This window comes from Pedobacter soli, from assembly GCF_900101435.1.
GTDB classification, from domain to species: Bacteria; Bacteroidota; Bacteroidia; order Sphingobacteriales; family Sphingobacteriaceae; genus Pedobacter; species Pedobacter soli.
The window spans coordinates 16,229-32,235 of the sequence record NZ_FMZH01000017.1 but is presented as its reverse complement, the minus strand read 5'-3'; the positions used below and the strand labels follow the sequence as shown (position 1 = coordinate 32,235).

12 protein-coding genes are annotated in these 16,007 nt (G+C 41.1%); 8 read left to right on the top strand and 4 right to left on the bottom strand.

The features are described 5' to 3' along the window. The 3 genes from BLR37_RS23080 to BLR37_RS23070 form a co-directional block, all read right to left on the bottom strand. Complete coding sequence (locus BLR37_RS23080; RefSeq protein ID WP_090772810.1) at positions 1–495, bottom strand: SRPBCC family protein; 495 nt, start codon at positions 493–495, stop codon at positions 1–3. Positions 496–506: 11 nt separating this feature from the next. Next, positions 507–1,616 (bottom strand): lactonase family protein, encoded by a 1,110-nt coding sequence (locus tag BLR37_RS23075; RefSeq protein ID WP_090772808.1) that lies wholly within the window; start codon positions 1,614–1,616, stop codon positions 507–509. Positions 1,617–1,818: 202 nt separating this feature from the next. Continuing rightward, positions 1,819–3,291, bottom strand: a complete 1,473-nt coding sequence (locus tag BLR37_RS23070) for a pseudouridine synthase (protein WP_090772807.1) — start codon at positions 3,289–3,291, stop codon at positions 1,819–1,821. A gap of 263 nt (positions 3,292–3,554) precedes the next feature. Between BLR37_RS23070 and BLR37_RS23065 the strand changes: the two genes are divergently transcribed. Beyond that, positions 3,555–4,337 (top strand): lytic transglycosylase domain-containing protein, encoded by a 783-nt coding sequence (locus tag BLR37_RS23065; protein ID WP_090772805.1) that lies wholly within the window; start codon positions 3,555–3,557, stop codon positions 4,335–4,337. Positions 4,338–4,737: 400 nt separating this feature from the next. Then, entirely contained in the window at positions 4,738–5,781 is a 1,044-nt protein-coding gene (locus BLR37_RS23060) for a ferredoxin--NADP reductase (protein WP_090772804.1), read from the top strand. 11 nt (positions 5,782–5,792) lie between these two features. Here the strand turns inward: BLR37_RS23060 and BLR37_RS23055 are convergent, their stop codons facing one another. Next, a complete protein-coding gene (locus BLR37_RS23055) occupies positions 5,793–6,407 on the bottom strand; it encodes a hypothetical protein (RefSeq protein WP_090772802.1) in 615 nt (204 codons plus the stop codon). 81 nt (positions 6,408–6,488) lie between these two features. Between BLR37_RS23055 and BLR37_RS23050 the strand changes: the two genes are divergently transcribed. From BLR37_RS23050 to BLR37_RS23025, 6 genes are all read left to right on the top strand, one after another. Beyond that, positions 6,489–7,451: a hypothetical protein gene (locus BLR37_RS23050; RefSeq protein ID WP_090772801.1), complete on the top strand. Its 963-nt coding sequence runs from the start codon at positions 6,489–6,491 to the stop codon at positions 7,449–7,451. A 113-nt stretch (positions 7,452–7,564) separates the two neighbouring features. Continuing rightward, on the top strand, positions 7,565–10,480 hold the full coding sequence (gene uvrA / locus BLR37_RS23045) for an excinuclease ABC subunit UvrA (RefSeq protein ID WP_052266392.1): 2,916 nt from the start codon (positions 7,565–7,567) through the stop codon (positions 10,478–10,480). Between the two features lie 116 nt (positions 10,481–10,596). Next, positions 10,597–11,364 carry a TatD family hydrolase gene (locus BLR37_RS23040; RefSeq protein WP_090772799.1) on the top strand — a complete coding sequence of 256 codons (768 nt, stop codon included), beginning with the start codon at positions 10,597–10,599 and terminating at the stop codon, positions 11,362–11,364. Positions 11,365–11,456: 92 nt separating this feature from the next. After that, on the top strand, positions 11,457–12,899 hold the full coding sequence (locus tag BLR37_RS23035; RefSeq protein ID WP_090772797.1) for a ligand-binding sensor domain-containing protein: 1,443 nt from the start codon (positions 11,457–11,459) through the stop codon (positions 12,897–12,899). Between the two features lie 428 nt (positions 12,900–13,327). Continuing rightward, the gene (locus BLR37_RS23030) at positions 13,328–14,347 is read left to right on the top strand and encodes an asparaginase (RefSeq protein ID WP_090772795.1); all 1,020 of its coding nucleotides are present in this window, start codon (positions 13,328–13,330) and stop codon (positions 14,345–14,347) included. Between the two features lie 214 nt (positions 14,348–14,561). Next, positions 14,562–15,974 (top strand): MBL fold metallo-hydrolase, encoded by a 1,413-nt coding sequence (locus BLR37_RS23025; RefSeq protein WP_090772793.1) that lies wholly within the window; start codon positions 14,562–14,564, stop codon positions 15,972–15,974. The last annotated feature ends 33 nt before the right edge of the window (positions 15,975–16,007 follow it).

The window sequence follows — 16,007 nt, the reverse complement described above, 5'->3', positions numbered from 1 at the left end:
TTAATTATTCAGCATGGGTTTAAAGCGATTGTCTTTGTTCCGCAAATCCAATCCACCTTCGTAAACCGATTTTAAGTTAATCAGGTAAAAGCTCCAGCCATTGTGGCAACCCAGCCTGATATTCCGCTTCGAAGCTTCGTCGGTAGGGATGTTCTTTTGGGTAAGTTCTACTATCGTGTACTCAAATTCTGTGCGGAGGTTAATTTCTACCAGGCAATCTCCGGCAAAAGTAAACTGGAAATAATCGCTGCCATTGGCTTCGGTTGTCGTACCCCTTTCAATATCATCGTACAGATACCATATCCATTTATACTTATCGCCTTTAAGTGCGTTTTGTTTTTTGTTTAAAATTAGTCCGTTTTCATCAGCAAATTCGGCATCGGCCAAAAACCATTTTTCAATTTCACTCGCTGTTGTCCAGGCGTTGTAAATATCTTCAAGTTTGGCTTTAATGGCCACTTTTAATGTAAATCTGGTCCAATCGAAATTTTCCATGGTTATTTTAATTAATCAAATACTAAGCAAACAGGGGCGCCTACCTCAATTCTTTTACCGCTATCCGTTAATTTACCTGTTTTTTTATCGCGTTTAAAAATAACTACGTTATTGGTGTATTGGTGACCAACGAGCAGAAAATTACCACTTGGATCGATGCTAAAGTTTCGTGGGCCTTTACCTAAAGTACTTATGGTTTCAACATGTTTTAATTTCCCGTTAGGCAAAATTGAGAAAGTGGAAATAGTGTTCGCATCACCCCGGTTGGTTTCGTATAAAAAATTTCCATCAGCAGATACATGAATGTCTGCGGCATCAACACGGCCGGCGAAATCTTTTGACGTTGTGCCAATTTCATCGATTTTGGTTAGCGTGCCGTTGGCATAAGCGAATACGGTAATAGATCCGCTAAATTCGTGCGCTAAATAGGCAAATTTCCCATTCGGACTAAAAGTGATGTGTCTTGGTCCGGTGCCTGCATTCGTTTTAAATACCGATTTCTGGGTTAATGTTTTGTCTTTGCCTGCCGCATTATACGAGTATAGGTAGGTTTGGTCTTCGCCTAGATCGTTAACCACGAGGTGTTTATGGTCTGGTGTAAACAAAGTCATGTGTACGTGGGCACTCTGTTGTCTGCCTTTCGGATCGATGCTTTTTCCGGTATGTTTAATTACCTGCGTAGCTTCAGTTAAAGAGCCATCTGCATTGCGCGAAAATACAGCCAGGCTACCACCCGAATAATTGGCTACAATTACATTTTTAGCATCAGCCGTAATATAGCAGGGATCGGCACCCTGGCTATTTACTTTGTTGATAAAAGTGAGTGCTCCAGTTGTCGCATCATATTTAAAAGCGCTTACAGTACTGGTATTTCCGGTTTCGTTAACCGCGTAAGCATATTTCCTGTCGGGCGAAATGGCCAGGTAGCTCGGATTGGCTGTTTCTTTGGTGATGTGTTTTAAGCTTACATCAGCCGTTGAAGTATTGAAATTATAGGTGTAAATACCTTCGCTTTTGCCTGGGGCGGTGTAGGTGCCCACAATAAGGTTATAGTTGCTTTTTTGTGCCAGGGCAGCTGTTGATAGTACCGACATTAACAATATTGAAAAATACTTCTTCATAGAAAGATGATCTTGTTTTTAACAAATATGGGAAAAAATTATAAATCGGCTTACTTTGGTGCAAAGTGATTCCTTTGGAATAACGAGGATGATTGTGGTTTGTGTTTTTAATGGTGGTGATACAATCGTCATTCCTACGCATGCTGGTTGCAAACATGGATGATATGTCAAAAAAAAAGCAATCTTACGATTGCTTTGAGTATTATTTTATTAAGTGTTTAATCTGGATCAATTCGTGATCTTCCAAATAACGCCATCTGCCACGTGGCAAATCTTTTTTAGTTAAATTACCATAAACTACACGGTCTAATTTTTCTACACTGTAACCTAAATGTTCGAAAATACGACGTACGATGCGGTTTTTGCCACTGTGGATTTGAATGCCAATTTCTTTTTTAGTGCCACCGGCAACGTAAGAAATGTTATCTGGTTTAATTAAGCCATCTTCCAGCTCTAAACCGAAAGCAATTTTGTTTAAATCGCCCTGAGATAAAGCTTTGTTTAGCTCCACATTGTAAATTTTGGTAATCCCGTTTCTTGGATGCGATAATTTATCGGCCAGGTCGCCGTCATTAGTCATCAACAATAAACCGGTAGTATTGCGGTCTAAACGACCAACCGGGTAAATACGTTCGCGGCTGGCTTTGTCTACCAATTGCATTACCGTACGGCGCTCCTGCGGATCGTCGGTTGTGGTGATGTAATCTTTTGGTTTGTTTAGTAACACGTAAACTTTTTTCTCGCGTTTAAGCAGTTCGCCGTTGTAGCGCACTAAATCCTTTGAAGGATCAACTTTGTGGCCCAGTTCGGTAACGGCTTCACCGTTTACGGTAATAATGCCGGCGGCAATTAGTTCATCGGCCTTACGGCGTGAGCAAATACCTGCATTAGAAATATATCTGTTTAGGCGAATTAAGCCTTTGTCTTCATTTGTTTTACGAGCTGGAGCTATAACTGTTCTTTCCGGACGGTTAAACTCTGTATCCCTTTGCTGAGCCTCTTCGCGTTTTCTGAACGGACGGGTATCGCCATCTTTAGGTTCTCTTGGTTTTACATCTCTTGAGCTTCCGGCACTTGGTTTAAAACCGTCTCCTTTGCCTCTCGACTTGAAATCCTTGTAACCGCCAGTTCTCGGTTTAAAATCTCTCGAATCTCCATCCTTAGATTTGAAATCGCGTTCTCCTGTTCTTGGCTTGTAATCTCTTGCTCCACCTTCTCTTGATTTAAAATCTCTATCACCTGTTCTGGGTTTATAGTCTCTCGGACCTCCGTCTTTTGATTTGAAATCTCTATCTCCGGTTCTTGGTTTATAATCTCTCGATCCACTGCCTCTTGATTTGAATCCACGATCTTCTGAAGCTGAACCAGTATCTTTGGATTTAAACTCACGATCGCCAAATTTGAAGCTCTGTGGTTCCGAATCTTTCGATTTGAAATCACGTCCTCCTGCTCTTGGTTTGAAATCTTTTTTGTCTCCGAATGATTTGGATTTGAAATCTCTGTCTGTACTTCTGGGTTTGAAGCCTTCTTTAGAATCGGATGATTTTTTGAATTTGTTGTCTTTGTCGTCTGATCTTCTTTTGTCAGATCCGGCAGTATTGCTTCTGCCTTCTGTTCTCCGGCTGCCCGGTTTGGACTTGTCATCCCGACTGTTCCTGTTGTTTTTATTTATCATGATACGCTTTTAACCACATTAAAAATGCGGGCTGCAAATTTATAAAAAATAGCTGAACATAACAATTTTTGGAGCTGAAAAATCAGATAAAAAAATAGCCTCTAAAATAAGAAAAAAGGGCTGAAATTCAAAATTGAAAATCGCTGTTTAAAGCACTTTAAAGGCCGATTTTTGTAGGTATTTCTGTAACTATTTGATAATGTGCTTATTATTTTTTACCTTTGCCAACGTTTTTATATAAGTTCACCAAAAAAAGGAGGAAGATGTTAAAGAAACACATCGTACCATTTGCGGTAGTGGCAACACTATTTATCTTGGCAAAAGTGTTCACTTACCAAATGCCCTTAGCACAAAAAAGTCTTGTAAAAGAAGAAAAATTAAACACTACAACACCCAAATCTGATAGCCTGGAAGTTAAGTATGAGGCAGGTCCTCTTTCTTTAATGGCACAATTAAATTTCGCTCATGAGACTTTGCCGTTAGGCGACAAGAAAGTAGAGCGTAAAATGAAAAAAATCCTTGCAGCACACACTTATGGTAATACCCAGACCAACCGTTTGCATGCAAAAGCGGCAAAATGGTTTCCGGTAATTGAGCCTATCCTTGCTGCATACGGAATTCCGAACGATTTTAAGTATTTGGCCCTGGTCGAATCTGGAATGGTGGAAGGAGTTTCGCCAAAAGGTGCAGCCGGAATCTGGCAATTTATGCCTGGTACTGCCCGCACGTACGGATTAAAAGTAAACGGTAGGGTTGATGAACGTTATAATTTGCGTAAATCAACCATTGCAGCCTGTAAATACATCAAAGAAATGTATCAAGGTTTAGAAAGCTGGACCTTAGTTGCTGCAGCTTATAACATTGGCGACGGACGCCTGCGCAAGCAAATCAATAATCAAAATCAGGATAATTATTACAAAATGAAGCTGAACCGCGAAACCGGTGGCTATGTTTATAAAGTAATTTCCATGAAGCAGATTATGGAACATCCGAAACGTTACGGTTACGCAAAACCGAGAGTATTATTGGCCTACAACGGCGAATAACCTAATTAAGATAAAGACAAGCATTTGGTAAGGCGTCCTGGTTTTCGAATCAGGACGCTTTTTTTTAAAGGTGATTACACCGATTAGACCTGACAGTTCTTTTACCACTAAGACAAAGACACAATTTAATCAGTTTGGTGTTTGGCATCAGTTAACCGATTTAAACAATTAACCAGTTAACCTCCATGCAGTTTGCAATTGGCAGTTACCAGTGAACTAATGACTAATGAACTAATAAGTTTGGAGCTAAGCATTTGGCATCAGTTAACCGATTTAAACAATTAACCAGTTAACCCCCATGCAGTTTGCAATAGGCAATTTGCAGTCACTAACTAATTAGTGATCATTGAATTTCCGCCAAACGCTTTTCGCTTTACGCCCAAAACCTTTTCTTTGTACTATGTTCAAACTGCGTATCCAGAAAATCATTAACCAGCCCGGCGATAACATTACTTTCCAATTTGAAGCCTTAGGAGAAAGCTATCCAAAATATCTGGCAGGGCAGTTTTTATCATTGATTTTTGAAGGAAAGCATGCTGAAATCAGGCGCTCGTATTCTTTTAACAGCTCGCCGGATGTGGATGAGCCGCTGTCGATTACGGTAAAACGGGTAGAAAATGGTGAGATTTCGCGGTTCCTACACCATAAAACGGCTGTTGGCGATGTGCTTTTGGCGCAGGAACCTCAGGGATTGTTTAGTTATCAACCAATAGAAAACCTGGAGCGCGATATTTTTCTGTTTGGGGCAGGTGTAGGTATTACGCCACTGTTTTCGATTATGAAAACGGCACTGGTTACTGAAAAAAAATCTAAAATCACTTTGGTTTACAGTAATCGCTCAAAAGAGGAGACGCTGTTTTACGATGAACTGAATGATTGGCAGCTGCAATATCCCGAAAGGTTAAAAATTGTTTGGGTATTTAGCAACAGCAAAAACTTACTTACTGCCCGGTTAAATAAGTTTTATATCGAAAAACTGCTGAAAGAACATTTATTGTTCGATCGGAGCAATGCACTTTTCTACACCTGTGGTCCTATTATTTATATGGATTTATGTCGGATTACACTACTGGGCATGGGCTTTGAACTGAACCAGATTAAACGGGAAACCTTTGTGCTGCCCGAAGATGAAGTAGACGAAGATGATAGCTCGGAAAAAGTGGTAGATAAAAATACCTATTCGGTAATTCTGAATTTTAAGGGCGAAACCTACCATCTGGACGTGCCCTGGCCCAAAAGGATTTTGGATGTTGCGCTCGAGCATAAAATTAAGCTGCCTTACAGCTGTCATGGTGGGGTATGCAGCACTTGCGTGGCCAACTGCACTAAAGGAGGTGTGCGCATGGATTATAACGAAGTACTTACCGATGATGAATTGGAAAGGGGTAGGGTGTTGGTTTGTACCGGACACCCAACGGAGAATGGAACTACGATAGAGTGGTAATTTTACCTGTGCTATAAACACAAAGTAATTACTTCATTTATTATTTGATCTGAATAATCCTGATTTATTGGGGCCGCCCAATTGCAAGCTAATTTAAAATCACTACTGTTAAATAAATCTGGAGACATTGGTGTCGTAGCTTCTTCAAACATATTCTTGATTAACTGTTTCACTTCATTTAGTTCGTGCTCTGAAGCATCTTTGGCGATTGCAAAGCCGCAGCTACGATCGGGCATTGCTACTAGGTAACCATTTGGGAATAGTTTTTCAAGTTCGTCAGAAAGCAATATTCTACTCGATCCTATGCCGTCTTGATTCATAAAGACAATATAGGCTAGTTTTTTCGATTGAGCGGATTGTTGGAAATGTGTGCAAAAATATTCGTTGTCATGTATTAGATGCCTCAAGTTTTCGAAGGCTCTCTGTTCCCAACCCGATTGAGTTTCAGTTAAAAATTGGTATTCGTCTTGTGTAAGGTAGATCATTGGACCATCACCCTGAAAGCTTACCCAAGTTACAATAAAATTGGAAGCGTTTAAATTGTAATGAGGAAGATTCCAGGTTCCCGGTAAGTAGTAATTTTCAGGTACAATTAGCGGATATATATACTCAAGATTGATTGCCATGGATTACAGATAATAAAGGTGGGTGTATGTCTTTTCGCTAAAAATACAAAACACTTACCTCTTTATTGGCGTTTATGAGATATGACGAAAACTTTTTTTGCGCTTCTAATCTGCCTTTTCCATTTATCATCATTTGCCCAGGATACTCTAACCATAAAAAGAGAATTTGCGAATAAAGCATATGTATCTTTGTATAAAGAAAATGCCGATTTAAGTTATATCGCGCCGGGTGGCGAATTGGGTGCACCTTCAAAATACGTAATTAGCGGAAGGTTAACTACAGTCTTTATGCTTTTGGGAAGTTATAAGTCGCCTATTGCCCTTGCCCTGATCCCCGATTTTACCGTGCGTGTGCGAAATGAGTTTTCTGCAGCTGTGCGCACGCCAAGTTACCGCCTGGGTGGGGTAGTTTATGCGCGGTTGAATACTGATCCACAAAATTATCAGTATGCGGAGCTGGCATTTACGCATCACTCTAACGGGCAGGATGTATCGCCCTACAATACAGATGGTACCCTTAATACCCGGAACGGAAATTTTAATGCCAATAATTTAACCCTTTCCTACCGTTTTGGAAATTTTACTATACCTGGTACTAATGCAGGTTATAATTCTTTCAATCATCGTGTGGGCTTACAGTGGTATAAGTTTTTCAGGTATGAGCCAGCATTGAACGAGGGTTTTGGCTTTACGCGCCTGTTGTATAATTTCTCCTGGCGTAAATACTATGAGATTGAAAGGTATCGCAAAGATAAAAATCAGACTTCAAAGGCCGAAAAGGAAACCTGGCGCTTAAATACGGAGTTTTCGTATGCAATCAATAAAATCCCGGCTAAAAATCTGGCCAATATTCAGAAAAGGTTAAATGCCGAAATCAATTTCAATTATAGTTTTCCGTTTATGCATAATGTATTTCTGATGGCCGCTGTAGGCTATTATGGAGAAGATAACTACAATATTTATTTCAAGGATCATTACGGGTATGTACGCCTGGGCTTATCATCTGGTTTCCTTAGAAATAGGCGTAAACATTATGACAATTAAACCGTAATACAGATCGCATTAAGCTTTCTTTTTGATAAAATTTTTAGCAATTTTGCCGATTGAAATCCGGTTTGTTTTCAGGCCTGGTTTTTCCTCCCAACTTTAAATAAAATATGAGCAATAAATCTATCGACCTCGGCGAGCAAAAAGATGTAGAAGTATATGGTGCGAGGGTGCATAATTTAAAGAATATAGATGTAAGTTTTCCGCGCAACCAGCTCGTTGTAATTACGGGTTTAAGTGGTAGCGGGAAATCATCTTTAGCTTTCGATACCATATATGCCGAGGGGCAGCGCCGCTATATGGAGACATTTAGTGCCTACAGCCGGCAGTTTATGGGGGGAATGGAGCGCCCCGATGTTGATAAGGTTTCGGGTCTGAGTCCGGTTATTGCCATTGAGCAGAAAACTACCAGTAAAAATCCACGCTCCACCGTAGGTACCATTACCGAGATTTACGATTTTATGCGTTTGCTCTATGCGCGTGTAGCCGATGCTTACTCTTACAATACGGGTGAGAAGATGGAGCGCATGAGTGAAGATCAGATATTGCAGAACATTTTCCAGAAATTTGATGGTATTGCCGTAAATATTTTAGCCCCGGTGGTTAAAGGGAGGAAAGGGCACTACCGCGAGCTTTTCGAGCAAATCCGTAAGCAGGGTTATGTAAAGGTGCGTGTAGATGGTGAGATTAAAGACATTACGGCCAAAATGCAGGTCGATCGTTATAAAATACACGATATTGAAGTAGTAATTGATCGCTTGATTATTGATCAGAAGGATAAAAAACGCCTGCTGGACTCGTTGCAAACCGCCATGAAAATGGGTAAGGGTGTCATCAAAATCAGCGATAAGGATAACCATGTAGCGCATTTCAGTAAGTTTTTGATGTGCCCAACCACCGGTATTTCTTACGATGAACCTCAGCCAAACAGTTTCTCGTTTAACTCGCCTTATGGCGCCTGCGAGCGTTGCGATGGCCTGGGTTATATATTCGTGGTGGATAAAGAATCGGTTATCCCGAATCCCAAGCTCAGTATTTTAAACGGAGGTTTGGCCCCGCTTGGCGAGTACCGCGATATCTGGATGTTCCAGGTGTTGAAAGCATTGGCTAAAAAATACAGCTTCTCTCTTTCTACGCCAATCGAAAAACTAAGCGATGAAGTAATCAACATGATTTTAAACGGCTCGCCCGATTTAATCAAAGTTGAGGTAGAGTACAATAAATGGAATGTGCAGAACTATAATATCACTTTCGATGGTATTATTAAGATGCTGGAAGAGCAGAACGAAAAAAGAAGCGAATCTGCATCGGATGATATGGATGAGTTCCGCAAGCTGAAAACCTGTCCGGAATGTAATGGTGCCCGTTTAAAAAAGGAAAGCCTGCATTTTAAAGTAGATGGGAAAAACATTTTCGAGCTTTCTTCTATGGATATCAATGATCTGCACAAATGGTTCGAAAAAGTTGATGAACGGTTGTCAGATCGCCAGAATATTATCGCAAAAGAGATTTTAAAAGAAATTAAAGCCAGGATTGGATTTTTAACCGATGTAGGCTTAACTTATTTAACTTTAGATAGAACTGCACGGACCCTTTCGGGAGGGGAGGCACAGCGGATTCGTCTGGCTACGCAGATTGGTTCGCAGTTGATGAACGTAATGTACATTCTGGATGAGCCGAGTATTGGTTTGCACCAGCGCGATAACGAACGTTTAATTAATGCCTTGAAAAACCTGCGCGATTTAGGCAACACCGTTTTAGTGGTAGAGCACGATAAGGATATGATTCTGGAGGCCGACTGGGTAATTGATGTTGGTCCGGGGGCTGGTATTCACGGCGGAACAGTGGTAGCTGAGGGTACCGCGAAAGAAATCCTGAAATCGAAAACCTTAACTTCTGCTTACTTAAACGGAACCAAGAAAATTGAAACCCCAAAAGAACGTAGAAAAGGTAATGGACACAAATTGTCGATTATTAAAGCTACCGGACATAACTTAAAATCAGTTTCGGTAGATTTTCCGCTGGGTAAATTTATTGCGGTGACCGGGGTATCTGGCTCAGGTAAATCGAGTTTAATTACCGAAACTTTATACCCGATATTAAATCACCATTTCTTCAGGGCAAAAAAAACGCCGCTACCTTACGAGAAAATTAGTGGGCTGAAAGAAATTGATAAGGTAATTGAGATCGATCAGGCGCCAATTGGCAGAACGCCACGCTCTAATCCTTCTACTTATACAGGTGTATTTTCTGATATCCGTAACCTGTTTGTACAATTGCCCGAAGCTAAAATAAGGGGCTATAAACCGGGGCGTTTTTCTTTCAATGTGAAAGGTGGTCGTTGCGAAACCTGTCAGGGAGCAGGCTTGAAGGTAATTGAAATGAATTTCCTGCCTGATGTACAGGTGCCTTGCGAAGAATGTGGTGGCAAACGCTATAACCGCGAAACTTTAGAGGTGCGTTTCCGGGGTAAATCGATTAGCGATGTGCTCGATATGAGCATTGAAGATGCCTGTGATTTCTTTGAGAATATTCCGATCATTTACAGAAAAATTAAAACCCTAAAAGATGTTGGTTTAGGTTATATTACCTTAGGTCAATCGTCTGTTACCTTATCGGGTGGCGAAGCACAGCGGGTTAAGCTGGCTACCGAACTATCGAAAAAAGATACCGGAAAAACCTTCTATATTTTAGATGAACCTACCACCGGGCTTCATTTCGAAGATATTCACGTGCTATTAGGTGTATTGCAGGAGCTGGTTGATAAAGGAAATACCATTTTGGTAATCGAACACAATTTAGATGTAGTGAAAGTTGCCGATTGGGTAATTGATCTGGGCGAAGAAGGTGGAGCCGGAGGGGGCAGGATCTTGTTTGAAGGTACACCTGAAGGTTTAATTCAGAATCCAATCAGTTTAACCGGTAAATTTTTGAAAAAGGAAATGGAGTATAGTCCGGAGTCCGCAGTCGGAAGTCAGGAGTCTACTGCCAAAGCGCCGAAAAAAAGCAAAGCCACAAAGAAATAGCATACCTTATATCAGTATAAAGAATCAAGTATCAAGACGCATTTTGGTCTTGATACTTGATTCTCGGTACTTACTACTTGATACTTACTACTTGATACTTACCACTTCATACTCAAATGATCTTCACCGATACCCATACCCATTTATATTACGAGCAGGATGCCGAAAAGCAGGCGCAATTAATGGAGCGTTGCTTTGAGCACAATGTAAACCGTTTATTTCTGCCTAACGTTGATGTAAAGTCTATTGCAATGATTGACGATATGGTTGCGAAATATCCTGAAAACTGTTTTGCGATGGCAGGTTTGCACCCTTGCGATGTAAAAGAAGATTACCTGACTCTGCTCGACGAAATTTACGCCAGTATAGCCGGCCGGAAAATTTACGCTATTGGCGAAATCGGGATCGATTTATACTGGGATAAAACTACGCTTGCCATCCAGCAAGATGCCTTTCATAAGCAAATTGCCTGGGCAAAAGATTTGGGTTTGCCAATCGTAATCCATTGCCGTGAGGCCTTTGATGAAGTTTTTGAGGTTTTGGAAAGTGAAAGGGGCGAAAAGCTGCGCGGGATTTTTCATTGCTTTACCGGTAATTTAGAACAGGCCAAACAGGCTATCGATTTAAATTTTTATTTAGGTATAGGCGGAGTGGTTACCTATAAAAAAGCCGGACTGGATGCGGTACTTGCTGATATTCCACTGAATAACCTGGTATTGGAAACCGATTCGCCTTATCTGGCGCCGGTACCTTTCCGTGGTAAACCCAACGAAAGCAGTTACCTGATTTATGTTGCGCAGAAACTGGCCGATATTTACGGTGCGCCTATTGAGGAAATTGCTGCGGTAACTACTGAAAATTCGAAAAAGATATTCGGCGTTTAATGGGTTTATTAGCTGCTTTTTAGTTAGTTCTCCTCTATTCGTAGAGTTCACAGTGCTATTAAGTTTATAATAAAACAAAAGATATAATTATCGTGAGAAAGACAATTTACATTATTGCCCTATGCCTTTTTTCAACGCTGCTGAAGGCGCAGAGCCTTTACCCCGAAAAGTTTGAAGACTGTAAACTTTCCGAGTTCTGCCTGGATTGCGGAACTCCCCAAGCGCAACCGCCAAAGACAGTCTTCCAGAATATCCTGCGTGGAGTCGGGGAATCAAAACTTACGAGGCTTAAAGGTACCATCGAGATGCAGATATTGGTCGATCAGCAAGGGAAGCCCTGCCTGTTGAGTATCGATAACAAGACCAACTTAAATTCAGCTGAACTTGGTATCAGGCAATCGGTTAATACAACTGAAAACTGGAGCCCTGCAATGGAGGGTACGAAAAAGCAAAACAGCTCGGTATCGCTCATCATGGAATTCGAGGGTGGGAAATTTCGAGCGAAACGCAGGGTCTTTAACTTTACCAGTCAGTCCAATATGAAAGCTGGCGGTACTCCCGAGCGGAAGGGAAGTGAAAGAGCAGCGCTTAGTGAGAACTGGAAAGTATTTACTCAAGGTAGCTCAGAACTGCCATGGGATATGAGCAGAGCTGTGGCTACAGATTTAAAGGGGGATGTCTGGATCGGAACGGATAACGGGATCGTGAAAATATCGGGCAGCAAATGGCAGCACTTTAATTCTAGGAACACCATTATTTCTGCAACACAGTATAACAAGGCCCAGACCGAGTCGGTACGTGACATGGCAGTTGATCAAAAGAATAATAAGTGGTTTGTGATCGGCTATGATGTTTACCGGTATGATAACCGTAGCTGGACCAAATTTGATTCGCTGAATTCACCTATTAATTGGGCAAGGAAGATCGTAGTTGATCCTAAGGGGAATGTGCTTTTTACCTCTTGGGATGGGATAGCCAGGTTTGAAGGAGGCAAATGGAAACTGATAAACAAGAAGAATTCGAAGTTGCCGTCCGATAGGGTGCTGGGGGTGTTTGTGGACAGCAGGGACCGCACCTGGATTGGTACCTTTGAGGGTAACGCTGTTATTGAAAAAGGGAAGACTACTGCTTTGAACGATAAGTCTTCACCGCTATCTAAGGCTTACATATCTAAAATGTGGGAAGATAAAAAAGGTAACCTCTGGTTTTCGCTATATAATGAAAAGGGTGATGCAGCCGGGATGTATATACTTTCCTCCGATGGAAAATGGGAGCGTTTGTGGAAGGATGAGCCAACAATGTTTGCTAGCAACAGCATCAACGATTTCATCGTGGACGAAGAAAAAAATACATTGTGGCTTAGCCAGAACAACGTTGGGATCATCAAATATGAAATTGGCGGCAAGAAAACCGAGATTTATACAACAGAAAACTCCAGTGTTCCCAGTGTCAATATCGAGCAGATCACAAAGGACAAAGAGGGAGCCATTTGGGCAGCAACATTTGCCGGAATAATCAAAACTGAGTTGAAGTAACTGTAATAATTACAAGTTATTTTGTTCAGATAGAAGTTCAGGTTTACCTTAAACCTGAGTTCGAGAATTGTTTTTGGCAGATCTGTTTCTGTCAGTTAGACACTCATCTATCCGTAGAGTTCCGCAGGGCTCTACGGATTTTGAATGGAACAGAGTCTTTGACTCATGTTAGTTATTGTGTTTTCGCTCTTATTGCTAGTTCGTAGAGACGCTCCGCTTAACTCTACGAACAGGATTTCTCTATTGGTTAGTTTCTCACCAGCCAGCTCTTTGTAATCTTTTTGCTGATTTTGTAAATAAAAGCCTTGTTTTTTATTTTATTGACAACTAAAGCGTTTTAATAGGTGTTTTTGTTGTTAATTTAAAAATATCGCCCCGTCATTTGTAATTTTTTGCTTTCTTTGCGGTGAGCAACCTTTACCAACCAAATGACCAAAGTACTTATAATTTATACCGGTGGCACCATCGGTATGGTTAACGATCCTACCAACGGGATGTTAGTTCCCTTTAATTTCGAACAGATCAAAGAAAATGTTCCGGAATTAAACCGTTTAGATTACCAGTTAGATGTGCATTCTTTTAATCCGGTACTCGATTCGTCGAACATGGATCCCGAAATCTGGAAGACTTTGGCTGACCTGATTTACAATAAGTACGATCAGTACGATGGTTTTGTGATTTTGCATGGTTCTGATACCATGGCTTTTACCGCTTCGGCATTGAGTTTTATGCTCGAAAACCTCGATAAACCTGTTGTTTTAACCGGATCGCAACTGCCAATTGGCGAAATCAGAACCGATGCAAAGGAGAATTTAATTACCGCATTGGAAATTGCGGCTACCAAAGAAGGGGGTAAGGCGCTTTTTCCCGAAGTTTGCATTTATTTTGATGCGCAATTGTTCAGGGGTAACCGCTCTATTAAATACAACAGTGAAAAATTTGAGGCTTTCCGTTCGCCAAATTACCCGATTTTGGCCGAAGCTGGTGTGCACCTCCAGTTTTACAGAAATTATGTTCTTAAAGCCCCTCAGGGCAAATTAATACTGCATACCAATTTCAATTCGAATATCGGTGTGCTGAAATTATACCCCGGTATTACCCCTCAAGCTGTTCAGGCCATTACCGATTCGAAAGTTGATGCCATTATTTTAGAAACCTTTGGATCAGGCAATACCACCACTGCGCAATGGTTTTTGGATAGTTTACGCCAGGCCATTCTAAATGGTAAAATCATTATCGATATTTCGCAGTGTAAAAAAGGATCGGTACAGTTAGGCCGTTACGAAACCAGCAGAGAACTCCTGAAAATGGGCGTATTAAGTGGCTACGATTTAACTTTCGAAGCAACCGTAACCAAACTCATGTTTGTGATGGGCCTGGGTTTACCACTTGAAGAAAGCCGCAGATTGATGGAAGAACCGCTGAGGGGAGAGCTGACTAAAGATTAAGCGATAATCAATAAGCTCAATGCTGAGACCTCGCGGGTTTTTAAAACCTGCGAGGTCTTGGTAAAAAAAGTAAAACTTCTGCAATTATGAGCAGTATCATTTCGGTAATCCGGTTTTAGCCCTATTTTTGCTAGTAAAGAGGTTTAAAGTATAGGTTTAAGGCATAAGGTTATGTCTTGATACCTGATACACTACAACTCGATACTTATTAATCATGAAAATAGAACAAATATATACAGGATGCCTGGCAGAAGCTGCGTATTACATCGAAAGTAATGGCGAGGCTGCAATTATCGACCCTTTAAGAGAAGTTACCACTTATTTAAAAAAGGCCGAAAAAGCTGGTGCTGTAATTAAATATATTTTCGAAACCCATTTTCATGCCGATTTCGTTTCGGGCCATGTAGATTTGGCTGAGAAATCGGGGGCGGAGATTATTTATGGCCCAACGGCAAAAACTGAATTTAAAGCGCACATTGCCAAAGATGGCGAGCAGTTTAAAATAGGTGCCTTAACCATTACAGCCTTACACACTCCAGGTCATACACTTGAATCGACTACTTATTTGCTAACCGATGAGGACGGCAAAGATCACTGTATTTTTACTGGTGATACGTTGTTTATTGGTGATGTTGGCCGCCCCGATCTGGCTCAAAAAGGCAATTTAACCATGGAAGATTTAGCGGGGATGCTGTACGATTCGTTAAACGAAAAAATTAAACCTTTGGCCGATGATGTAATTGTTTACCCTGCACATGGTGCAGGATCGGCTTGCGGCAAAAGCATGAGTAAAGAAACTTTTGATACCCTGGGTCATCAAAAACAGGTAAACTATGCATTGAAAGCTGAAACCAAAGAACAGTTTATTACCGAAGTTACCGATGGTATTCTGCCTCCGCCACAATATTTTGCCAAAAACGCAGCCATTAATAAAGGCGGAGTTGAAAGCATTGATGAAGTTTATGAAAAAGGGTTGAATGCCTTAAATCCTCAGCAATTTGAAGATCTGGCCAACCAAACCGGAGCAATTATGCTCGATACCCGCGACCCGCAGGTTTTTGCAAAAGGTTTTATCCCCAATTCAATTAATATTGGTTTAAACGGACAGTTTGCCCCTTGGGTTGGCGCTTTAATCAGCGATTTACAACAACCGATTTTATTAATTACAGAGCAGGGCAAAGCAGAAGAAACCATTATGCGCTTAAGCCGTGTAGGTTACGATAGTACCATTGGTTACCTGGATGGTGGTTTCGAAAACTGGATTGCTGTCAATAAAGAAATAGATACCATCGAATCAATTTCGGCTGAGGCTTTTGAACAAGCCGCTGCTAATGCCGAAATTACTGCACTTGATGTGCGTAAACCTGGCGAATACGAAGCTGAACACCTGGAGTTTACGCTTAGCCGCCCATTAGATTTTATAAACGACTGGATGGGTGAAATTGATCCGAAAGCGACTTATTATATTCACTGCGCTGGCGGTTACCGCTCTATGATTGCCGCATCGATCCTAAAATCGCGCGGGGTAGAGCAGGTAATTGATATTGCAGGTGGGTACGGAGCAATTAAAAATACAGGTTTAAAAAGAACCGATTTTTCCTGCCCAAGTAAAGCAATGAAAGTTTAATAAATTGTCACATTGAGCTTGTCGAAATGCAAT